The 21,874-nt window shown below is 39.3% G+C and carries 26 protein-coding genes; 23 read left to right on the top strand and 3 right to left on the bottom strand.

Going from position 1 to position 21,874, the window contains the following annotated elements:
* The first annotated feature begins 122 nt into the window (after positions 1-122).
* The 4 genes from alaS to UR08_RS04880 all read left to right on the top strand — a co-directional run bounded on the left by alaS (position 123) and on the right by UR08_RS04880 (position 3,924).
* Positions 123-2,759, top strand: coding sequence for an alanine--tRNA ligase (alaS, locus tag UR08_RS04895; protein ID WP_115752723.1), 2,637 nt, complete (start codon positions 123-125; stop codon positions 2,757-2,759).
* Between the two features lie 141 nt (positions 2,760-2,900).
* Entirely contained in the window at positions 2,901-3,173 is a 273-nt protein-coding gene (locus tag UR08_RS04890; protein ID WP_115752526.1) for an IreB family regulatory phosphoprotein, read from the top strand.
* Complete coding sequence (ruvX, locus tag UR08_RS04885) at positions 3,170-3,589, top strand: Holliday junction resolvase RuvX (protein ID WP_115752525.1); 420 nt, start codon at positions 3,170-3,172, stop codon at positions 3,587-3,589. The genes UR08_RS04890 and ruvX overlap by 4 nt, the downstream gene beginning before the upstream one ends.
* A gap of 11 nt (positions 3,590-3,600) precedes the next feature.
* Positions 3,601-3,924: a DUF1292 domain-containing protein gene (locus UR08_RS04880; RefSeq protein WP_115752524.1), complete on the top strand. Its 324-nt coding sequence runs from the start codon at positions 3,601-3,603 to the stop codon at positions 3,922-3,924.
* A 61-nt stretch (positions 3,925-3,985) separates the two neighbouring features.
* On the opposite strand, the gene UR08_RS04875 is transcribed toward UR08_RS04880, so the two are convergent.
* Positions 3,986-4,624, bottom strand: a complete 639-nt coding sequence (locus UR08_RS04875) for a DedA family protein (protein ID WP_115752523.1) — start codon at positions 4,622-4,624, stop codon at positions 3,986-3,988.
* A 145-nt stretch (positions 4,625-4,769) separates the two neighbouring features.
* Here UR08_RS04875 and UR08_RS04870 point away from each other — a divergent pair, with 145 nt between their 5' ends.
* From UR08_RS04870 to UR08_RS04840, 7 genes are all read left to right on the top strand, one after another.
* Positions 4,770-4,970, top strand: coding sequence for a hypothetical protein (locus tag UR08_RS04870; protein WP_115752522.1), 201 nt, complete (start codon positions 4,770-4,772; stop codon positions 4,968-4,970).
* Positions 4,971-5,104: 134 nt separating this feature from the next.
* Positions 5,105-6,172 carry an endolytic transglycosylase MltG gene (mltG, locus tag UR08_RS04865; RefSeq protein ID WP_115752521.1) on the top strand — a complete coding sequence of 356 codons (1,068 nt, stop codon included), beginning with the start codon at positions 5,105-5,107 and terminating at the stop codon, positions 6,170-6,172.
* A 33-nt stretch (positions 6,173-6,205) separates the two neighbouring features.
* Positions 6,206-6,844: an O-methyltransferase gene (locus UR08_RS04860; RefSeq protein ID WP_115752722.1), complete on the top strand. Its 639-nt coding sequence runs from the start codon at positions 6,206-6,208 to the stop codon at positions 6,842-6,844.
* Positions 6,844-7,479: a uridine kinase gene (udk, locus tag UR08_RS04855; RefSeq protein ID WP_115752520.1), complete on the top strand. Its 636-nt coding sequence runs from the start codon at positions 6,844-6,846 to the stop codon at positions 7,477-7,479. The genes UR08_RS04860 and udk overlap by 1 nt, the downstream gene beginning before the upstream one ends.
* A gap of 175 nt (positions 7,480-7,654) precedes the next feature.
* Positions 7,655-8,134: a transcription elongation factor GreA gene (greA, locus tag UR08_RS04850; protein WP_115752519.1), complete on the top strand. Its 480-nt coding sequence runs from the start codon at positions 7,655-7,657 to the stop codon at positions 8,132-8,134.
* 35 nt (positions 8,135-8,169) lie between these two features.
* Positions 8,170-8,814, top strand: coding sequence for a YrrS family protein (locus UR08_RS04845; RefSeq protein WP_115752518.1), 645 nt, complete (start codon positions 8,170-8,172; stop codon positions 8,812-8,814).
* 45 nt (positions 8,815-8,859) lie between these two features.
* Complete coding sequence (locus UR08_RS04840) at positions 8,860-9,564, top strand: 5'-methylthioadenosine/adenosylhomocysteine nucleosidase (RefSeq protein WP_240616040.1); 705 nt, start codon at positions 8,860-8,862, stop codon at positions 9,562-9,564.
* A gap of 51 nt (positions 9,565-9,615) precedes the next feature.
* Here the strand turns inward: UR08_RS04840 and UR08_RS04835 are convergent, their stop codons facing one another.
* Positions 9,616-11,418, bottom strand: a complete 1,803-nt coding sequence (locus tag UR08_RS04835) for a M3 family oligoendopeptidase (RefSeq protein ID WP_115752516.1) — start codon at positions 11,416-11,418, stop codon at positions 9,616-9,618.
* A gap of 160 nt (positions 11,419-11,578) precedes the next feature.
* Between UR08_RS04835 and UR08_RS04830 the strand changes: the two genes are divergently transcribed.
* The 12 genes from UR08_RS04830 (at position 11,579) to holA (ending at position 21,355) form a co-directional block, all read left to right on the top strand.
* On the top strand, positions 11,579-12,100 hold the full coding sequence (locus UR08_RS04830; protein ID WP_115752515.1) for a YqeG family HAD IIIA-type phosphatase: 522 nt from the start codon (positions 11,579-11,581) through the stop codon (positions 12,098-12,100).
* Positions 12,097-13,197 (top strand): ribosome biogenesis GTPase YqeH, encoded by a 1,101-nt coding sequence (gene yqeH / locus UR08_RS04825; protein ID WP_115752514.1) that lies wholly within the window; start codon positions 12,097-12,099, stop codon positions 13,195-13,197. The genes UR08_RS04830 and yqeH overlap by 4 nt, the downstream gene beginning before the upstream one ends.
* Positions 13,198-13,207: 10 nt before the next feature.
* Positions 13,208-14,029, top strand: a complete 822-nt coding sequence (aroE, locus tag UR08_RS04820; protein ID WP_115752513.1) for a shikimate dehydrogenase — start codon at positions 13,208-13,210, stop codon at positions 14,027-14,029.
* Positions 14,030-14,031: 2 nt separating this feature from the next.
* A complete protein-coding gene (gene yhbY, locus UR08_RS04815; RefSeq protein ID WP_115752512.1) occupies positions 14,032-14,322 on the top strand; it encodes a ribosome assembly RNA-binding protein YhbY in 291 nt (96 codons plus the stop codon).
* A gap of 18 nt (positions 14,323-14,340) precedes the next feature.
* The gene (locus tag UR08_RS04810) at positions 14,341-14,913 is read left to right on the top strand and encodes a nicotinate-nucleotide adenylyltransferase (protein WP_115752511.1); all 573 of its coding nucleotides are present in this window, start codon (positions 14,341-14,343) and stop codon (positions 14,911-14,913) included.
* The gene (gene yqeK, locus UR08_RS04805; RefSeq protein WP_115752510.1) at positions 14,903-15,490 is read left to right on the top strand and encodes a bis(5'-nucleosyl)-tetraphosphatase (symmetrical) YqeK; all 588 of its coding nucleotides are present in this window, start codon (positions 14,903-14,905) and stop codon (positions 15,488-15,490) included. The genes UR08_RS04810 and yqeK overlap by 11 nt, the downstream gene beginning before the upstream one ends.
* The gene (gene rsfS / locus UR08_RS04800) at positions 15,483-15,839 is read left to right on the top strand and encodes a ribosome silencing factor (protein ID WP_115752509.1); all 357 of its coding nucleotides are present in this window, start codon (positions 15,483-15,485) and stop codon (positions 15,837-15,839) included. The genes yqeK and rsfS overlap by 8 nt, the downstream gene beginning before the upstream one ends.
* 60 nt (positions 15,840-15,899) lie before the next feature.
* A complete protein-coding gene (locus UR08_RS04795; RefSeq protein ID WP_115752508.1) occupies positions 15,900-16,634 on the top strand; it encodes a class I SAM-dependent DNA methyltransferase in 735 nt (244 codons plus the stop codon).
* 83 nt (positions 16,635-16,717) lie between these two features.
* On the top strand, positions 16,718-17,368 hold the full coding sequence (locus tag UR08_RS04790) for a helix-hairpin-helix domain-containing protein (protein WP_115752507.1): 651 nt from the start codon (positions 16,718-16,720) through the stop codon (positions 17,366-17,368).
* A gap of 63 nt (positions 17,369-17,431) precedes the next feature.
* Entirely contained in the window at positions 17,432-17,989 is a 558-nt protein-coding gene (locus UR08_RS04785; protein ID WP_115752506.1) for a ComE operon protein 2, read from the top strand.
* Between the two features lie 84 nt (positions 17,990-18,073).
* Entirely contained in the window at positions 18,074-20,266 is a 2,193-nt protein-coding gene (locus UR08_RS04780) for a DNA internalization-related competence protein ComEC/Rec2 (protein WP_165849945.1), read from the top strand.
* A 54-nt stretch (positions 20,267-20,320) separates the two neighbouring features.
* Entirely contained in the window at positions 20,321-21,355 is a 1,035-nt protein-coding gene (gene holA, locus UR08_RS04775) for a DNA polymerase III subunit delta (RefSeq protein WP_115752504.1), read from the top strand.
* A 54-nt stretch (positions 21,356-21,409) separates the two neighbouring features.
* Here holA and rpsT read toward each other — a convergent pair whose 3' ends face one another.
* Positions 21,410-21,661 carry a 30S ribosomal protein S20 gene (gene rpsT, locus UR08_RS04770; RefSeq protein WP_036073473.1) on the bottom strand — a complete coding sequence of 84 codons (252 nt, stop codon included), beginning with the start codon at positions 21,659-21,661 and terminating at the stop codon, positions 21,410-21,412.
* Positions 21,662-21,874: the final 213 nt, after the last annotated feature.

The following is a 21,874-nucleotide window of genomic DNA, read 5'->3' as shown; positions in this document are numbered from 1 at the left end:
AGGCATGAAGAGGTAATGATACTACAAGTCTTGTATCGTTGCAAACAGGGTGGTACCGCGAAAAATTCGTCCCTGATGCAACGATTTGCAAGGCTTTTTTATTTGTTAAGGAGGAAAAAGAAATGAAAACATTATCAAGCAGTGAAGTTAGACAGATGTTTCTTGACTATTTTAAACAACACGGACATACCGTTGAACCAAGTGCATCGCTTGTTCCAGTGAACGATCCCACACTTTTATGGATCAATAGTGGGGTTGCAACGATGAAAAAATATTTTGACGGCTCTGTGATTCCTGACAATCCACGTCTTGTTAACGCTCAAAAATCCATTCGTACCAACGATATTGAAAATGTTGGGAAAACAGCCAGACACCATACTTTTTTTGAAATGTTGGGGAATTTTTCAATTGGGGATTATTTTAAGGAAGGCGCCATTACATTTGCTTGGGAATTTCTAACGAGCCCTGAGTGGATCGGCTTTGACCCTGATAAGTTGTATGTGACAGTTTATCCAAAAGATACGGAAGCGAAAAAGATTTGGAAAGAAAAAATTGGTTTGTCTGATGATCGAATCGTTGAAATTGAAGATAACTTTTGGGATATTGGTGGCGGTCCTTGTGGGCCAGATAGTGAAATTTTTTATGATCGCGGGGAAGCTTTTGGAAACGACCCGAATGACCCTGAACTTTACCCAGGCGGCGAAAACGAACGCTACCTAGAAATTTGGAATTTGGTTTTCTCACAATTTAATCATAATCCAGACGGCTCTTATACAGAACTGCCCAAGCAAAATATTGATACGGGGATGGGACTAGAGCGTATGGTCTCGATCATCCAAAATGCTCCGACAAATTTCGAAACAGATCTTTTCATGCCTATTATCCGGGAAGTCGAAACGATTTCTGGCGAGAAATACGGAGTCGTTCCAGAAAAAGATGTTGCATTTAAAGTAATTGCAGATCATATTCGAACAGTCGCTTTTGCAATTGGAGACGGTGCGCTCCCATCGAATGAAGGAAGAGGCTATGTACTTCGTCGTTTGCTTCGTAGAGCTGTTCGTTATGCAAAAGTTCTTGGAATCAATGAACCATTCATGTACAAACTCGTCCCCACGGTGGGAAGAATCATGAATTCCTTCTATAAAGAAGTGGAAAATCAACAAGACTTTATCGAAAAAGTGATTCGTACGGAAGAAGAACGCTTCCATGAGACGCTTAATGAAGGACTTGCGATTCTTGAAGAATTGATTGCAAAAGCAAAAGCAGGTAATCAAACGATTGAAGGAAAAGATATTTTCAAACTTTACGATACGTACGGGTTCCCTGTGGAACTGACAGAGGAATATGCGCTTGATCATTCGCTTCAAGTGGATCACGCAGGCTTTGAAAAGGAAATGGAAGCGCAGCGCGATCGTGCAAGAAAAGCACGTGCAGATGTTCAGTCTATGAAAGTCCAAGGAGAGCTTTTACAAAGTTTAACCGAAGAAAGTGTTTTTGTCGGGTATGAAACGACTGTCCATGCTTCTGAGATTCTTTATTTGATTCAAAATGATGAACTCATAGAGGAAGCAAAAGCTGGGGAAGAAGTAGAAGCGATTTTCAAAGAAACACCGTTTTATGCTGAAAGTGGTGGTCAAATAGCCGATCACGGAACTGTTCAAAGTGAAACAGGACTTGCCTTCGTTAAAGACGTTCAAAAGGCGCCTAACAAGCAAAATATTCACCGGATGATGGTTGAAGAAGGCGTTTTGAAAACTCACGACCATGTGAAACTAACTGTGAATGCAGAAGAACGCCGGAACACTGTTAAAAATCATACTGCTACACATTTACTTCATCGCGCATTAAAAGATGTGTTAGGCGAGCATGTGAATCAAGCAGGTTCACTTGTTGCACCGGATCGTCTGCGATTCGACTTTTCTCATTTTGGACAAATTACAGAAGAAGAACTGCAACAAATGGAAACGATTGTTAACGAAAAAATTTGGGAACAATTGAAGGTTTCAATTAATGAAATGCCAATTGATGAAGCAAAAGCGCTTGGTGCAATGGCACTCTTCGGTGAAAAATATGGAGATATCGTCCGCGTGGTTCAAATTGGAGACTACAGCATTGAGCTTTGTGGTGGCGTACATGTGAAAAACACAGCTGAAATTGGGCAGTTTAAAATTCTTTCAGAAACAGGAATTGGAGCTGGGACACGCCGTATTGAGGCGGTAACTGGTGAAGCGGCTTATCATTTTGTAACAGAGCAAGAACAGCAACTAAAAGATGCCGCTTCGAAACTGAAAACGAATCCGAAAGAAGTTTTAACGAAAATCGAACAGCTACAACTTGAACTCCGTGAGGCACGTCGTGAAAACGAATCCTTGCAATCGAAACTCGCAAATGCAGCAAGTGGAGCTATTTTTGAAAGCGGGGAAGATATTGGCGGTATCAATGTGATCGCTAAACAAGTAGCAGCTAAAGATATGGCAGCGCTACGCCAATTTGCGGATAACTGGAAAGAAAAAAATATCGGTGGAGTTCTTGTTTTAGGAGCCGTTTCTTTTGAAAAAGTGAATTTAATCGCAGCCGTTTCAAAAGAAGCGATGGAAAGCGGGCTTCATGCAGGAAACATTATCAAGCAAGTGGCACAGCTTTGCGGCGGAAATGGCGGAGGAAAGCCTGATCTCGCACAAGCTGGCGGGAAAAATCCGGCAGAGTTAGAAAAAGCGCTTGCAGCCGTCCCAACTATTATTCAAGAAATGCAAGGCTAAACTCGGAAAAAAGAGCGCGATATTGCGTTCTTTTTTCTTGAAATATTAAAATTAGGTTAAGTGTGGCGTATTCCTTTGTCAATGTCGTAAGATTAGTGTAAAATAGATGGGAAAGTGAAGGAATAGAGGTGTAGACACGTTATGGGTACAAAAGATCAAACCATGTTCTATAATTTTGGCGACGACTCCATTGAAGAAGATGTTCGGAAAATTATGAAGCAAGTTTATCTTGCATTACAGGAAAAAGGCTATAATCCAGTTAATCAAATTGTTGGGTATCTTCTTTCTGGCGACCCGGCTTATATCCCAAGGCATCAAGATGCGCGTAATTTGATTCGCAAGCTAGAACGTGACGAAATCATCGAAGAGCTTGTCCGCGCTTATCTAAAAAACAATGAAATTGGTGACAAATGAGGATTATGGGACTGGATGTGGGCTCGAAAACAGTCGGCGTTGCAATTAGTGATGCGTTCGGTTGGACGGCCCAAGGAATTGAAACCATTTCGATCGATGAAGCAGCTAAACAGTTTGGCTATAACCGAGTGAAAGAGCTTGCGAAAGAAAACGAAGTTGAGAAAATTGTCGTTGGACTTCCTAAAAACATGGATAATTCACTTGGGCATCGCGCTGAAAGCTCAAAAAAATATGCTGAAGTTCTTGAAGCAAGAACGGGGATTCCAGTAGTTTTGTGGGATGAACGACTTACAACACAAGCTGCTGAGCGGACTCTTCTTGAAGCAGATGTCAGTCGAAAAAAACGCAAGCTTGTGATCGATAAGCTTGCGGCAGTGATGATTTTACAATCCTTTTTGGATGCAAATAATAAATGAGGTGAAAAGTAATGGGAGAAAACCATAATCACGAGCACAATCATGAACATAATCATGGAGAAGAAGAAAACATCATTTGGATTACAAACGAAGAAGGCGTAGAAGAAAAATACGAAATTTTGTTTGACTTTGATTCAGATGATTTCGGAAAATCTTATGTGCTTTATTTCCCAGCAGGGGCTTCTGAGGATGAAGAAATCGAAATTTTGGCATCTTCCTACGAACAAAGTGAAAACGGAAAAGAAGGCAACTTAAAACCCGTTGAAACGGACGAAGAGTGGGATATGATCGAAGAGCTTCTAGCTACTTTTTTAGCGGACGAAGACGAAGAATAAATAAAAGAGACATGTAACTTCAAGAAAATGCGGCTTGATCTTTTCAAGCCGCGGCAGAAGTTTACATGTCTTTTTTTGTTTCCTTACGAGCTCGTTTGTTCCAAATCTTATAGGCGAGCCAAATAACGAAAACGACGCAAAGCACGAGAATTAGATAGCTAATAGGGCGTGTATACTTCTCAACAACAGACCAGTTGGATCCAAGAGTAAATCCAAGCCAAGTCAAGAAAATATTCCAAGGAATACAGCCTAGGATCGTGTAAATGGTAAATTTAGTGATATTCATTTTGGCAATCCCAGCGGGTAAAGAAATAAAAGTCCGGATAACTGGCAAGACGCGTCCGAAAAAGACTGCTGATGCACCATACCGATTAAACCAATGTTCAGCTTGATCGAGATGTTTTACATTCAAGAAAATATACTTTCCGAATCGAAGGACAAGGGCGCGACCCCCTTTTTTACCGATATAATAAGCAATCCAAGATCCGACTAGATTCCCTAAAATACCTGCAAAGACGACTAACCAAAAATTTAATTTTCCAGCTTCTGCCATAAAGCCACCAAAAAGCATGATTACTTCACTTGGAAGTGGAATGCAGACACTTTCGATTAGCATCGCAAGAAAAATGCCGAGATGACCAAGAGTATCAATCAAAAACATGACAAAATCTTGCAGGCTTTGGATTAACGTGTGTAACATGACAAGACTCCTTTAATACGTTCAGTTGTTAACTTTTTTATTATAGCACAAATGAATAAAAAACGATTAAATCTTTTTGAAGTGACGAATTTAAGAAACTTTGTTAGTATAAATATATTCGAAATTCGAAGAAAGAAGGCTAAAAATGGAAAAATTTGTTGTAACTGTACATATGGTAAGTGGACGTGCTTATGCTAAGACTGTTGAAAGTGATTCACAAAAACGAGCAATCACAGATGCACTCGTACCAACAGGAGAAGGTACTTTCTTGATTGATGACGATAAAGGGCGTTCTGTTCGCCTTTATAAACGAAACATTGAATCTGTCGAATCTATTGAAGCTTAATTCAATCATGTGATTAATTTCTGGAAGAGAGAAGCTCTTTCAGAAATTTTCGTGTCTCGTAAAAAAGAGATAGTCACACGGGGAAAAAATCGTTATAATAAATTGAACAAAGATTAAGAAATGAGGGATTACGTTTGGCAAGCTCAAAGGGCAAAAAAATTACGATCATTATCTCGCTCATCGTACTCATTCTTGTTATCATCACGATTGCAGGCTATTTTTATGTAAAAAAACAATTGGATGCCAAAGATTCGGATAGCAAAGAAAAAATAGTAGTAGAAATTCCTTCTGGTGCAAATGCTAAAAAAATTGGGAACATTTTAGAAGATGAAAAAGTCATTAATAGCGCCACTTTATTTTCTTATTATGTGAAATATACCAATGAAATGAATTTAAAAGCCGGTAGGTATGAACTTAGTCCTTCAATGGACACTGAAAAAATTGTAAAAGTTTTAAAATCTGGGAAAACAGCTGTGCCAGATCGCTTAATCATTCCAGAAGGATATTCGCTTGATCAAATTGCAGAGCGCATTGTTTTGTACGTGCCAACCATTAAGAAAAAAGATGTGCTTAAGAAAATGGACGATCAGGCTTTTGTCAAAAAAATGATTGAGAAGTATCCTGATACAGTAACAAAAGATGTATTAAACGCTTCAATCAAGCATCCGCTTGAAGGTTATCTTTACCCAGCAACTTATGAATTTAAAGAAGCAAAACCTCAAATTGAAGCTATTCTTGAAGAAATGGTGAAAGCAACACAATTAAATCTTGCACCTTACCGTGAAGAACTTAAAAAACAAAAGAAAAGTGTGCATGAACTATTAACAATGTCTTCTATTATTGAAAAAGAAGCTACAGAAAATGTCGACCGAAAAACGATTGCGAGTGTATTTTATAACCGACTTGATGAAAACATGCGTTTACAGACAGATCCAACCGTTCTCTATGCTCTTGGAAAACATAAATCGCGTACGCTGTATAAAGATTTGAAAGTAGAGTCTCCGTATAATACGTACTTAAACAACGGACTTCCACCTGGACCGATTTCAAATAGCGGAAAATCTTCTATTGAAGCCGCACTTTATCCTGCGAAAACCGACTATTTATATTTCCTTGCTAACACGAAAACAGGGAAAGTATATTTTTCCAAAACGCTGGAAGAACATAATAAATTAAAAGCCGAACACATTAATGGAAAATAATTTTTCAACAGAATGGAAGGGATTTTTAAACTGATGGATGCGTTCATTCATGATTATTTATTGGACCAAATTCCTGTAAGCACACCCTTTTTTCTTGAAATAGAGGCGTATGCAAAGCGAGAAGCGGTTCCGATTATGGAAAAAGATTCACTACACGCCATGCTGCAAATCATGGCGATCCAGCGTCCTAAACGAATTTTAGAGCTTGGGACAGCAATTGGTTATTCGGCGCTTAGAATGCAAGAAACTTTGCCAGAGTCTGAAATTATTACAATCGAACGTGATGAAGAACGTTTTTCGATCGCTCAAGAAAATGTGAGGAAGTTTGGGGTTAACCAAGTGGAACTTGTGCTTGGTGATGCACTTTTAGATTTTGAAAAGCTTGTGCACAAAGGGCCGTTTGATGCGATTTTTATTGACGCGGCCAAAGCTCAATATGAAAAGTTTTTTGATTTATACAGCCCGCATTTAACGGCTCGCGGTGTGATTTATAGCGACAACGTTCTCTTTAAAGGGCTTGCGCTAGATGAGCTCCCTGAGGTGCAAAAAAAGGCAAGAATCGCGAAGAAAATGCGTAAATTTAATGGTTTTTTGATGGATCAGCCCGAGTTTGTAACGAGCATTATCCCGCTTGGTGATGGACTCGCGGTCACAAGAAGGAGAGACGGATGATGAAAAGAAAACCAGTGGTCGTCGGAGTAACTGGCGGTTCTGGCTCGGGGAAAACGAGTGTCTGCAAAAAAATTTATGAGCATTTTGGAGAATGCTCGATCTTAATGCTAGAACAGGATTTTTACTATAAAGATCAGTCAGACTTATCTTTTGAGGAACGACTTGAAACAAACTACGATCATCCGCTAGCTTTTGATACTGATTTATTGATTGAACATGTGGAGCAGCTGTTGAACTACCAGGCTATTAGTAAACCTGTTTACGATTACACGGTTCATAATCGATCTAATGAAGTGATTCATCAAGAACCACGGGAAGTGATCATTTTAGAGGGAATTTTAATTTTAGAAGACCCAAGGTTGCGCGATTTGATGGATATTAAAGTCTATGTGGATACTGATGATGATATCCGCATCATTCGTCGCCTATTACGCGATATTAAGGACCGGGGGCGCTCGCTTGATTCTGTCATCGATCAATATTTAAATGTCGTGAAGCCGATGCATAATGAATTTATCGAGCCAACAAAAAAATATGCGGATATCATCATTCCAGAAGGTGGGCAAAATCATGTTGCAATTGACCTGATGACAACAAAAATTGCGGCAGTTTTGGAAGAAAATCTTCATGGTTAAAAGAATGCTTGCTTGAAAAAGCAGAGCGTTTGCGGTAAAATGCTGATAGTAAATAAGATAATCACTTGAAAAAGCTTGTACGCTTTTCTAGAACAACAGATTTTCAAAAAGTGCGGGGCGCTGATCTCCGTACTTTTCTATACTTATCGATACGATATTAAAGGAGAGAACAAATTTGGCAACTGAAAAAGTATATCCCATGACGCTTGAAGGGAAAGCAAAATTAGAACAAGAATTAAATGAACTAAAAACAGTAAAACGGAAAGAAGTTGTAGAACGAATTAAAATCGCACGTGATTTCGGGGATCTTTCTGAGAACTCTGAGTATGATTCTGCAAAAGATGAACAAGCTTTTGTGGAAGGACGAATCACGACGCTTGAAAATATGCTTCGTAATGCACACATTATTGATGGTTCGGAAGTTGATAATGACACGGTTACACTTGGAAAGAAAGTCACATTTACTGAGATTCCTGATGGCGATGAAGAATCTTATACCATTGTCGGAAGTGCGGAAGCGGATCCGTTTAATGGCCGAATTTCTAATGATTCCCCAATTGCTAAAGGCCTTTTAGGACATAATGTGGGTGAAGAAGTCGCTATTCAAACTCCCGGTGGTGAAATGACTGTTAAAATCGTTAAAATCGAAGCTTAATAACCGGGTATCTGTGAATAAGGTGGTGAAATCCTATGGTTGAAAGACAATCCAAAAACAAAAATCGCTGGGTCAAACAAAACAATGTGGAAGGCTCTCGTATGCAGACAAATACCAAGCGAAAGAAAACAAATTTGGTTTTAAATATTTTAATCATCATTGTTTCTTTACTTATTATTGGCTCTGTTTACTTTGTTATTTTTGCAACTGGAGACAAAAATGATGCACCAGCAACGAAAACGGCATCTTCCGTTCAGAAGAAGGAAGATGCCAATCTTTCAAACAAGGATAAAAAAGATCAAGCAAAAACTGAAAAAGACCAATCAGATGGTAAAGAAACAACTACGAAAAGCAATGATCCAAACGTCCAAGAAGTCATAAAGAAAAAATGGAAACCAGTTGGAACGAATCAATCAGGAGAACATGTTAATTCTTATGATGCAACAAGTATGGACTGGAAAGAAAAAATTAAAGCTTTCTCAGAAGCTACGGATATTGCAAGTGATAACATGACGCTTTGGTTTGTTGGACGAGGCAATGATCCAGCAACGGAATCAATTGGAACCATTTCAAGCAAAGATAAACCAGATGAGACTTACCGCGTTTATATCAAGTGGAAAGATGGCAAAGGCTGGGAACCAAAAAAGGTTGAAAAACTGAAAGAAAACGACAAGCGATAAACGTCTGGTTGCGACCTGGCGTTTTTGTTTGTATGAGGAGGATCAATAATGATTGGTATTATCGGTGCGATGCAGGAGGAAGTTCAAATTTTACGTGACGCGATGACAGAACGTAAAACTGTTGAAATTGCAGGAGCACAATTTTATGAAGGAAATCTGGAAGGGCAAAGGGTCGTTCTTGTTGAATCGGGGATTGGAAAAGTGAATGCGGCAGTCTCGACAGCGATTCTTTGTGACCGTTATGCACCTAAAGTAATCATTAATACTGGATCTGCCGGTGGAATCGGATCCGATTTAAAAGTAGGCGACGTGATTTTATCTGATCGACTGACTTATGGCGATGTGGATGCCACCGTTTTTGGCTATCGCTTTGGTCAAGTTCCACAAATGCCTGCTATTTACGAAGGCGATCGTGCTTTACTAAAAAAAGCGGAACAAATTTACGCGGAGCACTTTAAAGAAACGCCAAACAAAGCAGTTTACGGACTTGTAGTAACGAATGATTCTTTTATTTCGCAAGAAACGCAAAGAGAGGCTTTGTTTGCTTCATTTCCCGATATGTGTGCGGTTGAAATGGAAGCGGCAGCGATTGCACAAGTTGCTTATCGGTTCCAAGTACCATTTCTTGTGATTCGAGCTATTTCGGATGTTGCAGATCAAGAAGCGGCGATGTCATTTGATGAATTTTTAGAAATCGCTGCTAAGGCCTCTTCTGAGTCGATTTTGGCACTTTTACGCAAAGGAATCTAAAGGATAAAAAGAAACGCGACAATACGCATTGTCGCGTTTCTTTACACCTTTTTAAAGATCTTTCGTCAGTTCCAAGAATTCCTCTACGTCTTTGATGGTAATATCAACGGCTTCTCGCCAAAAATCTGGTTTAGTTAAATCAACGCCCAAATGTTTTTGCGCAAGTTCTTCGGTCGTCATCGCGCCGGTGTCTTTTAAAAGTGCAATGTAAGCATCTTCATAGCTTTCCCCGCTATTTATAGCGCGGCTATAGATGCCAAGTGAGAAGAGATAACCAAATGTATAAGGGAAATTATAGAAAGGCACATCTGCAATATAAAAGTGTAGCTTCGATGCCCAAAATTGTGGATGGTATTCATCAAGGGAATCCAAGTAAGCCTCACGTTGGGCTTCTTCCATCAGGCGATTCAAATCATCCACTGAGAGAATCCCTTTCTTGCGTTCTTCATAAAAACGAGTTTCAAAAAGGAAACGCGCATGAATGTTCATGAAAAAGGCAATACTTCGGCCAATTTTGTCTTCTAGAAGAGTGATTTTCTCTTCCTTTGAATTCGCTTCTTTTACGGAAGCATCAGCAATGATCATTTCTGCAAAAGTAGAGGCCGTTTCAGCCACATTCATCGCATAATCCGTATTTTCATAAGGCTCATCCCGGATCACGTACGAGTGAAAAGCATGTCCCAGTTCGTGAGCGAGAGTAGCAACTGTTGACGGCGCACCATCATAAGTCATGAAAATGCGGCTTTCCTTTTCAACTGGAAAATCTGTACAAAAGCCTCCGGGACGTTTATGATCTCGGTCTTCTGCTTCGATCCAGTGACTTGAAAAAGCATGTTTAGCAAATTCAGCCATTTTCGGACTAAATTTATTAAACTGCGTTAAAATAAAATCTGCGCCTTCTTGGTAAGTATATTTTTTAGGAGTTCCCGAAAACACAAGGGGAGCCTCGACATCAAAAAAGCTCAATTTGGAAATGCCTAGTAACTTTGCTTTTCGATTTAAAAAGTTTACGAAAGTAGCTTTATTATCCCGAATCACATTCCACATCGCATCAAGCGTTTCTTGCTGCATACGGTTGATTGCAAGTGGCTCGCTTAGAACGTTGTCCCAACCACGTGTCTTATATGTTTGCAAGCGGAATCCTGCTAAATGATTGAGCGTATCCGCAAATAGTCGGCTTTCTGCTTGGAAGCTTTCCGTATAAGCTTTAAAAACCGCTTCCCGGACTTCACGCTTCGGATGGTTTAGCATATTTAAAGCTTGACCAGCAGACAAGTCTTGCTCTTTACCGTCGATCGTTACTTTGACACGGACTGTGCCAATAATTGTGTCATAGTGATCTGACCAACCTTGATAGCCATCAACAGAAAGAGCATTAATGAGGGCTTCTTGCTGTTTACTTCCTTTTTTACGGCGATTTTCACGCGCTTCATTTAACACAAAAGCAATTTGACTGAAGCCGTTTTCCTGTAAAATTTCGTTCCAAACACGATCTTCGATTTGAATGAATTTATCATGCCAATCATCTTGTGCGGTTTGAAGTAAAGCAGCGTAACCATAAACGCGTGCTGCAAGGGTAGCCGCACGTTCATCACGAATATCAGCAGATTGCAAACATTCCAAGTAAGAACTTGCATTCATAAATCCTTTTGAGAGATCTGCATTTTGATTAATTAAGAGAAGAAACTCAGCAGCATCATTTTTGCTTTCTGGAACTGCCCATTCTCCTACATTTTTAATAAAAAGATCCAAGTCGTCTTTTAGCGCTTGCAAAGTTTCATGCAGTTCTTCTGATGCACTACCACCTTGATAGATTGAATCTAGATCCCAAACTTCTGAATAGGGTTTTGTCATCCATTTCTCCTCCTTGATATCCGTATTATTCCGTTTTTACTTCTTTATTATAGCAGTATCTCAGGTTTTTTTGTAAAATAAATCAAAACATGATAAAATTTGTAGGTTATCTCCTCTCCGTAATCAAAGAGGAGCAGAAAAAGAAAATGAGGTGCGAGGTTTGTTAAAGCAATTTTCACCAGATAAAATGCTCGATTCACCATTTGGAATTACAGCGGAACATTTGAAAAAAATGGGAAAAACAACGATCTTAACGGATCTTGATAATACGCTTCTTGCGTGGGACGAAATGGATGCAACGCACGAAATTATCAACTGGTTTTCGCTTCTTGAAGCTTCGGGAATTAAAGTGATGATTCTTTCGAATAATTCAGAAGAGCGTGTGGAACGTGTCGCTAAATCGACTCGGATTCCATTTCTTGCAAGAGCACGAAAACCTTTAGGTAAAAACTTTAAAAAAGCACTCAAAGAACTGGATTCGACGCCAGAAGAAACCATTATGATTGGTGACCAAATTATGACAGACATTTTTGGCGGGAACAGACAGAAACTCTTTACGGTTTTTGTACGGCCTGTAAAAGAAACAGATGGACTTGCTACGAAATTTAACCGCTTTATGGAGCGGATTATCTTAAAACGTCTTTCGAAAAAACAAAAATTAGAATGGGAGGATTCACTTTGACAGAAACGCTTAGATGTATTGGCTGTGGTGCGATTATTCAATCTGAAGATAAGTCAAAGCCAGGCTATGCACCGAAATCATCGCTTACAAAAGAAACGGTTATTTGCCAGCGTTGTTTTCGTTTGAAGCATTACAATGAAATTCAAGATGTACCTTTAACGGATGATGACTTTTTGAAGATTTTAAATGAATTAGGATCGAAAAAAGCATTGATCGTCTATGTCGTGGATATTTTTGATTTTGATGGTAGCTGGCTTCCCGGATTGCACCGCTTTGTTGGAAATAATCCGGTACTTCTTGTCGGCAATAAAGAAGATTTGTTGCCGAAATCTCTGAAGAGAGACAAATTGACACGCTGGATGAGACGACGGGCAAAGGATCTTGGCTTGCTTGCAGAAGACGTAACGCTCGTCAGTGCACAAAAGGGAAGCGGTTTTGAGACTTTGCTTGACCGAATTGAAGAGCTACGTAATGGACATGATGTCTATATTGTCGGCTGTACGAACGTTGGGAAATCCACGCTTATCAATCAAATCATCAAACGCGCTTCTGGAGAAAAAGATGTGGTTACAACATCTCAATTTCCTGGAACCACGCTTGATAAAATTGAAATTCCGCTTGCTGGCGGAAGCGTGCTAGTTGATACACCAGGAATTATTAATCATCATCAAATGGCTCACTTTATCGGTACAAAAACACTTAAAAAAATTACGCCTAAAAAAGAAATCAAGCCTCTTGCTTATCAGCTTAATGAAGCGCAAACTTTGTTTTTTGGCGCATTAGCACGCCTCGATTTCACATCTGGTCCGCGCAGCTCATTTATCGTCTACATGTCGAACGAATTAGAGCCGCACCGTACAAAACTTGCGAATGCCAATCATTTATATGAAACGCAGAAAGGGGAAGTTCTAGCCCCTCCGACAAAAGAAGAGCTAGCCGACCTTCCAGAACTTGTTCCACACCCGTTCACGATTCGTGAGAAGACCGATATCGTTTTTTCCGGGCTTGGCTGGGTAACCGTTCCAGAAGGCGGCGTAAAAGTGACTGCTTGGGTTCCAGAAGGCGTTTCCGTTTCCATTCGTGAGCCACTTATTTGAGGTGAATAAAATGAAACATTTTGCTGTTATTGGAAACCCGATCGCGCATTCACTTTCGCCGATTATGCACCAGGCAGCCATTCAAGACTTGCAGCTTGACGCTATTTATACACGAAAAAAATTAAGCAAAGAATCATTTGACCGAGAAATAAGGGATTTGCTTCTTTCCGATTTAGATGGTTTTAATGTCACCATTCCTTTTAAAGAGCGAATCCTTCCTTATTTGGATGAAGTGGATTCGTTTGCAAAGAAGTGTGGAGCGGTAAATACAGTCGTTCGGAGACAAAATAAGTGGATCGGTTATAATACAGACGGGCGAGGTTTTTTAGAAGGATTGACGGAAAAAAGACCACTAAAAGACTCAGATCATGTGTTAATTATCGGAGCCGGAGGAGCAAGTAAAGGCATCTATCTCGCGCTAAAAGAAGCGTATAACGGTGAAGTAACAGTCGCCAACCGAACGCTTTCAAAAGCAGAAGAGATGCTAGAACAACGAAGTAAGGATCGAGCGATTACGCTCACAGAAGCTGCGAATAAGCTTTCTCAGTTTACGATTATTATTCAAACAACAGCGGTTGGCTTAAACCCAGAAAATAGCGATTTGCCGCTTGCGCTCGACTTGCTTTCTCCGGGCACACTTGTTTCAGATATCATTTATAATCCATTTGAAACGCATTTTTTACAAGAAGCCAAAAAAAGAGGAGCGATTACGCAAAACGGCCTAGCGATGTTTGTGAATCAAGGCGCGCTTGCGTTTAAACTTTGGACAGGAGAAAATCCGAATCGGGCTGTCATGCGGCAAGCCGTACTCGATTCATTTGAGGAGGAATAGAAATGCTAACCGGGCCACAAAAACGCTTTTTACGCAAAGAAGCACACAACTTACAGCCGATTTTTCAAGTTGGAAAAGGCGGCGTAAATCCGAATATGGTAAGCCAAATTAGCGATGCACTTCTAGCACGTGAATTGTTAAAAGTATCCGTTTTACAAAACTGTGAAGTGCCAAAAGAAGAAGTAGCAGAAATGCTTAGTGAACGAACTGGAAGTGAACTAGTACAAGTAATTGGCAGAACGATTATTTTGTATAAAGAATCCAGTAAGAATAAACAAATCGAGCTGCCTTAACCAGCTGAGGTGATAAAATTGACGGAAAAAATTGGAATACTTGGGGGAACTTTTGATCCACCGCACATTATTCATTTGATCATAGCGAATGAAGTTTACGCGCAACTGGGCTTAAAAAAAGTTATCTTTTTACCGAATAAAGTTCCTCCCCACAAAAAAGAAAGTGGATTTGTAGAAGCGAAAGACCGGGTGCATATGCTTGAACTTGCAACGGCATCCAATCCGCATTTTGAAGTGGATGCACGTGAACTTTCCCGTGAAGGAAAAAGCTATACGTTCGATACCATGCTTGAAATGACAAAAGAAAAGCCTGATCAAAGCTTTTATTTCATCATTGGCGGCGATATGGTTGAATATCTCCCCAAGTGGTATAGAATTGAAGAGCTACTTCAACTAGTAACGTTTGTTGGTGTCAATCGACCGGCGTACTCCCTAAATTCCGAGTATCCAGTTCTAAATGTAACCGTTCCGGAAACGGATATCTCTTCGTCATTAATCCGAGAAAAATGTTGGAAGAAAAGCCCGATTGATTATTACGTTCCTGAAAAAGTAGCGGCCTATATAAAGGAGCATCATTTTTATGAACCGTGAAGAAATGTTAGAAAAAATTAAACAAGCCATGCCAGAAAAACGATTTCAACATACATTAGGGGTTGAAAAAACAGCGATTCTCTATGCGGAAATTTACGGAGAATCAACGGAAAAAGCGAGCGTAGCGGCATTACTGCATGACTACGCGAAGTATTATCCGGATGACCAAGCAGAAAAACTCATTCGATCCGAAAAAATGGATCCAAGGTTGTTAGAGTACAGCCATGCGCTTTGGCATGCACCAGTTGGAGCTTATCTTGCTAAGCACGAATTTGGCGTGACAGATGCTGAAATTTTAGAAGCGATCCGCGTCCATACAACTGGAAGCGCGAAGATGAACAAATTAGATAAAATTCTATTTTTGGCGGATTATACAGAACCTGGCCGTGATTTTCCAGGGGTAGAAGAAGCGAGAGTCTATTCGAAAACGTCACTTGACGCAGGAATGCTATTTGCACTTCGTCGTACAATCGCGTATATTTCGAGTAAGGAACAACCGATTTTTCCTGATACATTTGAAAGCTATAACGCATTCGCATTTTTAAAACAAGAAGGAGATGTTAAACGATTTGAATAGTCATGAAGTATTGATGCTTGTTGCACGCGCTGCAGATGACAAACGTGCAGAGGATATTCTCGCACTGAATATGCAGGGCCTTTCAAGCATCGCCGATTATTTTGTGATTTGTCACGGTAATTCGGATAAACAAGTGCAGGCAATTGCACGAGAAATTAAAGACAAGGCACAAGAAAATGAAATTGAAGTGAAACGCTTAGAAGGTTTTGACGCAGCGAAATGGGTATTGATTGATCTAGGAGACGTCATTATTCACGTCTTTCAACGCGATGAACGTTCTTATTATAATTTGGAAAAACTATGGGGAGACGCGCCGCTTGAAAATGTGTCGGAAGCTTTTTCCTATTAAGAAAGTGAAGAAGCAGCGAGGGTCCTCTTGCTGCTTTTTTGAATAGAGAGGAGAACTAAAATGAGTTACGAATTCTTCCCCGTTGTGTATGATGAACTGATGGACAGTGAACTCTATGACGCTTGGTCCGATTTTGCTTTGAGACATTTGCCAGAAGAAACCTATTCTTTACTAGATCTTGCTGCTGGAACCGGTGAGTTTTCCTTGCGCATGGCACTTGCGGGACTTCAAGTTTCCGCGTTAGATTTAGCACCTGAAATGGTTCGCGTGGCCAAAGAAAAATTTGCTCAAATCAATCTTGATATCCCTGTCATTCAAGCTGATATGACTCATTTCGACTTAAAAAAAGAATTCGATGCCATCACGTGCTTTTGTGATTCTTTAAACTACCTCGAGACAGAAGAAGCAGTTCGCGCTGCCTTCCAACATGTTTTCCGTCATTTAAAGCTAGATGGCACTTTTTTATTTGATGTCCATTCCGTATATAAAATGGATCGCATTTTTCAAGATTACAGTTACGGAGAGGGAGACCCCTATGTTGCGACCATTTGGAATTCCTTCCCGGGTGAGTATCCCCATTCCGTCGAACATGAGTTAAGTTTTTTTATCCGAGAAGAAGAGGGAGAGCGCTACATCCGAAAAGATGAATTGCATAAAGAACGAACTTTCCCGATTTCAATCTATAAAAAAATGTTATTAGAAACGAATTTTCGCGATGTTCAAGTTTTTGCAGATTTTAGTGATGAAAAACCGAATGAAAAAACAGAACGACTCTTTTTTAAAGCCAAAAAATAAATTTTTGGCTTTTTCTTTTTGGAGACTTGTAGGAGGAACGGGAAAGTTTTTGGCGAATAGAGAAGCAAGAGGAGGATCTTGCCATGCTAAAACTAAAAGAATTCTATCAAAAAAATCAAAAATGGTGTTTGATTGGAGCAGCTGGTTTGATTGCCGTGCTTGTGTTTGGTTTCTTTTTTGTTTTTCAATCAAGCCACGAGGGTCAAAATGAATGGACGAGCGCTTCTAAGCCAATTGCCACAAAAGAGGAAGCGAAAACGCAAGAGGCTGAAACGACCAAAAAAGAAGAAAAACAAGCGCTTGTGTTTGTGGATGTGAAAGGAGCAGTTCGAGACCCAGGTGTTTATCGAATTGAAAAAGATGGTCGCGTAAAAGATGCAATCAAACGAGCAGGCGGATTATCACCTGAAGCCGACCCAAATTCAGTCAATTTAGCTCAAAAGTTGAAAGATGAGATGGTTGTCGAGGTGGTTAAAAAAGGGGGCAAAAGTTCTTCAGTGGTCGCTACTTCCTCTGGGAGCGCATCGGGACAAGCCGAGGCAACCAAGGTGAACATTAATCAAGCAACCGCACAGGATCTAGAGCAAGTTCCTGGAATTGGTAAAGCAAAAGCCGCGGCCATTATTGAATACCGAGAAAAAGAAGGATTATTTACTAAAATAGAAGACTTAACACAAATTTCAGGAATTGGAGAAAAGACGCTTGAAAAATTGAAAGCTCATTTAGAAGTTTAGATTTGATTGACGACTGTTCACTGTCGAATTATACTATTATGAGAGACGAAAGGAGTCGAGAAGATGAAACGAATTGAATGGGATCAATTTTTCATGGCGCAAAGTCATTTAATTTCAACAAGAAGTACATGTACACGACTGATGGTTGGAGCAACAATTGTTCGAGATAAACGAATGATTGCAAGTGGCTATAATGGTTCCATTGCTGGTGGGGATCATTGTACAGAAAAAGGCTGTTTGATCGTTGAAGGCCACTGCATTCGAACCATCCATGCTGAGATGAACGCCCTTTTGCAATGTGCGAAATTTGGCGCTTCCACAGACCAAGCAGAACTTTATGTCACGCATTTTCCGTGTGTGGCTTGTTGTAAATCGATTATTCAAGCGGGCATTAAAGCCGTTTTTTATGCAAAAGACTATAAAAATAATCCTTATGCGATCGAGCTATTTGAACAAGCGGGCGTCGAAGTAAAGAAAGTTCCTTTTGATCATGAAATTTTAAACGATGGACCACTTTCAAAACAGCAACTGTTAGCGAATGTGACAGAGGCGATAAGCGAACAAGACTTGCCAGAAGATAAAGCGAAAAGTTTGCTTCAGGCGATCGAAACCAAATTGTAAAAACAATAGAGGAGGAAACAGATTATTGAACACTTGGCTATCTTCTGCGTTGTTGCAATCATCACTGGTGTTCTAGGGGTCTTCTTGACTCCTCTTTTTCTTTTAGCCGGTTTGCTATTTTGCGGCTACTTACTTTCGCGTAAACAAATCAAGAAAGCTCTTTTTTTCTTTAGTATCTTATTATTTGCAGCTTTCTATTATTTTTTAACCGACACATTGAACGTCTCTGGGCAAGAACAAACAGCCAAGTCCGCAACTGTCCGCATTATTCAGTCTTTACAAATAGATGGCGATCGTTTTTCAGCCGTAGTAAATTTAAATCATGAAAAAAGCGTTTTGCATTATCAAATAAAAAGTGAAAAGGAAAAAGAACAGTTAAAGAAAATTCGTTACGGCGCCATTTTTCAGGTTTCAGGTCAAATCGAAAAACCAAATGTGGCACGGAATTTTAATCAATTTGATTATGCAGATTACCTCAAACGGCAAAAAATCCACACTATCTTTCAAGCCGAAAAACTAATTCCTGTGGGAACGAAACAAACCTTTACATCAAGCATTCAAAATTTCCGTTTAAATCTACTAGAATACATTCATGAACACTTCAGCAAACGAACTGCGCCTTACGTTGCGGCACTAATTACTGGAGATAAATCAACTTTTGATCAAGATCTTTATGCGGAATACCAGAAACTAGGTGTGGTTCACCTTTTGGCGATTTCGGGTCTTCACGTTAACTTATTTGTTGGCCTATGTTATTTTTTGCTTCTTCGTTTTGGTTTTACCAAAGAGACAAGCCAAACGCTTCTATTTGTGATATTGCCTTTTTATGCACTGATCGCTGGATTTGGCGCACCAGTCATTCGGGCATGTGGAATGACGTTATTTATCTTAACAGGGGTAAAATTAAAACGCCTCATATCTCCTATTTGTGCAATTTCACTGGTCTTTTTACTTAGCTTTCTTGTAAATCCCTATGTGGTATTTAATGCAGGTTTTCAACTCTCGTATGCAGTTTCTTTTGCCATTTTGTTAGGAAGACAATTGATCGAAAGAGCTACTAGCAGTTTCGGGAAAGCTCTTACTATTTCAATCATCTCGACACTTGCCTCAGCGCTTATTTTATTATTCCACTTTTTCGAATTCTCTTTAATAGGTATTTTCCTCAATATCTTGTATGTTCCTTTCTTTTCAAGTTTCCTTGTTCCCTTTATTTTTATTTGCTTTTTATTTTCAAAGATTCCCATACTGTTAACACCGTTAAATGTTCTACTTGATTTTTTTGTTACTATCATGGAACACGTGACCGAGCTCTTTCAAATTTTTAATGGCACAATGTTTACGGCAGGGAAACCAACTGGTTTATTTACTTTGCTGCTTGTTTTCATCACGTTTCTTATTTTTCTATGCTGGGAAAAGCGCTATTTCAAAATTGTATTTTTCTTCACAATGTTATTTTTTCTAAGTGCTAAATTGAGTACCTTTCCATTTTCTGGTGAAGTGAGTATGATAGACATAGGGCAAGGCGACAGTATTTTGATCCAACTTCCTCGAAATAAAGGAAACTATCTAATTGATACAGGAGGTCAAATAGCTTTTCCAAAAGAAAATTGGCAAAAGCGCAAGCATTCTTTTTCGATTGGTCAAGATCTTTTAACTCCAGTTTTAAAATCGAAGGGAATTGCTAAGCTCGATAAGGTTTTTATTACACATGCCCATGCAGATCATATGGGTGCTTTAAAAGAGCTTGCTTCTGAAATTAAAATCAAAAGAATCTATTTTGCCAAAAATGCTGCCAAGAAGAAAATTTTACAAGAGGCGCTTCTCAAGCTTCAAGATATTCCAGTGACGGAGCTTGAAAAAGGAGATCGAATCGGCGACAAGGACTATCTTTTCCAAGTTTTGTCTCCTTATAGGGAAGTACCTAATACGAATAATAATTCACTTGTCCTGAAAGTGGAGCTAGGAGGACTTGTTTGGCTTTTCACGGGGGATGCTGAAAAAGAAATTGAACAGGAACTCTTGCAAACAGAAGATATACAAGCAGACATTCTTAAAGTAGGGCATCATGGAAGTAAAACTTCTTCCACACGAGCTTTTATTGAAAAAGTGAATCCAGATTTTGCGCTTATTTCTTGCGGTGTGAAAAATCAATTTGGACACCCTAATGCAGAAACCTTAGTGACGCTACAAAAAAAGAACGTTCAAATTTTTCGGACGGACCAAAATGGGATGATTGTCTACCGATTTTTAAAAGGGTTTAAAACAAAGCTGCAATAAATGCTTGAAAACAAAGATTAGTTCGATTACGATTAATGGAAGAGGTGAGGAAAATTGATTAAAGAATGGAAAGCCATAGAGCAAAAGAAATTAGCACAAGTCTATCTTATTATCGGAATTGAAGATTATGTAATCAATCAAACGAAAGAAAAGCTTTTAAATGCTGTTTTAGCAGAAGATGAACAAGAATTTAATTATGCGAACTTTGATTTAGAAGAAACCCCTATTGAAACGGTACTGGAAGAAGCAGAAACCCTTCCATTTTTTGGCGATAAGAGATTAGTTATCGCTAGTAATCCCACTTTCCTAACAAGCGAAAAAACCAAAAGTAAAATTGAACATCAAACCGCGCGACTTGAACAATATTTGGCGCAACCAGCCGATTACTCAATTCTTTGTTTTGTAGCTCGTGTTGAAAAACTGGATGAGCGAAAGAAACTAACGAAATTACTAAAAAAACAAGCAGTTGTGATTGAGGCTAAAAGACCAAGTGAATCTGAATTTTTAAAATGGATCGAAACAAAAGCACAAGAAAATGGTTTTACAATTGAACAAGCAGCCGATAAGCGCTTGATGGAACTAACAAGTGGGAACCTCACTACAGCGATGAATGAACTCGATAAATTAATGCTCTATCAATTTGAATCCAAAAAAATTGCACTGGATGATGTCGAGAAGCTAGTCGTTCGATCTCTTGAGCAAAATATCTTTTTACTTCTCGATAAGTTGATTGCTCGCGACACAGCAGGAGCACTTCGCATTTATTATGATTTATTGAAACAAAAAGAAGAGCCTATCAAAATTGTGGCGCTTGTTGCGAGTCAGTTTCGTCTAATGAACCAGCTAAAGTTGCTCGAGAAAAAAGGAGTTAGTGCACAACAAGCAGCTGGAATTTTAAAAGTACATCCATTTAGGGCAAAAATGGCAGCCAAACAAGCACGTGGTTTTGGAAAAGAAGAGCTTGATTTCGCACTTTTGAAATTAGCAGCAAGCGATTTTGAGTTAAAAACTGGATTTGGAGAAAAAACACAAAAACTAGAATGGTTTTTATTCGAATTAGAAGATTTTAGAAAAGCAAAAAGGGCCTAAAATTAGGCCCTTTTTAACAAACAAAAAACACCACAACCGTGATGTTTTCATTGCTTACTTGATTTTAGCTGCTAGGCGAGATTTGTCGCGAGCTGCTTTATTTTTATGAATCAAGCCTTTGGATACAGCAGTATCAATTTTTTTAGAAGCAGCTACGAATAATTCTTCTTTGTTGTCAGCATTGTTTGCTGCAGCTTCCTCTACTTTTTTGATAGCCGTACGCATCGCAGAACGTTGAGCAACGTTGCGGTTGTTGCGAGTTTCAATTGTTTTAACACGTTTGATAGCAGATTTAATATTTGGCATTCCATTCACCTCCGTCCAAACTAATCGAGGTAGTACTTATTTCAAACATACCCTTTAAAATACTTCAGAACAAATGCTATTATACCTAAATATGAATGAATTTGCAATAAGGCAAGCTAAATTTCTTAGAATTTCCGCCAGTTTTGTAAAAGAGTCATTGAATAATCGCTCATCTATTGATATAATCAATTTTAGCTTGCCATTCTGATTTGA

This window comes from Listeria kieliensis (assembly GCF_003369925.1).
Lineage (GTDB): Bacteria > Bacillota > Bacilli > Lactobacillales > Listeriaceae > Listeria > Listeria kieliensis_A.
This window is presented reverse-complemented; position numbering and strand designations above follow the sequence as displayed.

Bases quoted from the DNA above. Each gene is read 5' to 3' on its own strand.
- alaS (WP_115752723.1), top strand. From the start codon at position 123: ATGAAAACATTATCAAGCAGTGAAGTTAGACAGATGTTTCTTGACTAT.
- UR08_RS04890 (WP_115752526.1), top strand. From the start codon at position 2,901: ATGGGTACAAAAGATCAAACCATGTTCTATAATTTTGGCGACGACTCC.
- ruvX (WP_115752525.1), top strand. From the start codon at position 3,170: ATGAGGATTATGGGACTGGATGTGGGCTCGAAAACAGTCGGCGTTGCA.
- UR08_RS04880 (WP_115752524.1), top strand. From the start codon at position 3,601: ATGGGAGAAAACCATAATCACGAGCACAATCATGAACATAATCATGGA.
- UR08_RS04875 (WP_115752523.1), bottom strand. From the start codon at position 4,624: ATGTTACACACGTTAATCCAAAGCCTGCAAGATTTTGTCATGTTTTTG.
- UR08_RS04870 (WP_115752522.1), top strand. From the start codon at position 4,770: ATGGAAAAATTTGTTGTAACTGTACATATGGTAAGTGGACGTGCTTAT.
- UR08_RS04860 (WP_115752722.1), top strand. From the start codon at position 6,206: ATGGATGCGTTCATTCATGATTATTTATTGGACCAAATTCCTGTAAGC.
- udk (WP_115752520.1), top strand. From the start codon at position 6,844: ATGAAAAGAAAACCAGTGGTCGTCGGAGTAACTGGCGGTTCTGGCTCG.
- UR08_RS04845 (WP_115752518.1), top strand. From the start codon at position 8,170: ATGGTTGAAAGACAATCCAAAAACAAAAATCGCTGGGTCAAACAAAAC.
- UR08_RS04835 (WP_115752516.1), bottom strand. From the start codon at position 11,418: ATGACAAAACCCTATTCAGAAGTTTGGGATCTAGATTCAATCTATCAA.
- aroE (WP_115752513.1), top strand. From the start codon at position 13,208: ATGAAACATTTTGCTGTTATTGGAAACCCGATCGCGCATTCACTTTCG.
- yhbY (WP_115752512.1), top strand. From the start codon at position 14,032: ATGCTAACCGGGCCACAAAAACGCTTTTTACGCAAAGAAGCACACAAC.
- yqeK (WP_115752510.1), top strand. From the start codon at position 14,903: ATGAACCGTGAAGAAATGTTAGAAAAAATTAAACAAGCCATGCCAGAA.
- UR08_RS04795 (WP_115752508.1), top strand. From the start codon at position 15,900: ATGAGTTACGAATTCTTCCCCGTTGTGTATGATGAACTGATGGACAGT.
- UR08_RS04790 (WP_115752507.1), top strand. From the start codon at position 16,718: ATGCTAAAACTAAAAGAATTCTATCAAAAAAATCAAAAATGGTGTTTG.
- UR08_RS04785 (WP_115752506.1), top strand. From the start codon at position 17,432: ATGAAACGAATTGAATGGGATCAATTTTTCATGGCGCAAAGTCATTTA.
- rpsT (WP_036073473.1), bottom strand. From the start codon at position 21,661: ATGCCAAATATTAAATCTGCTATCAAACGTGTTAAAACAATTGAAACT.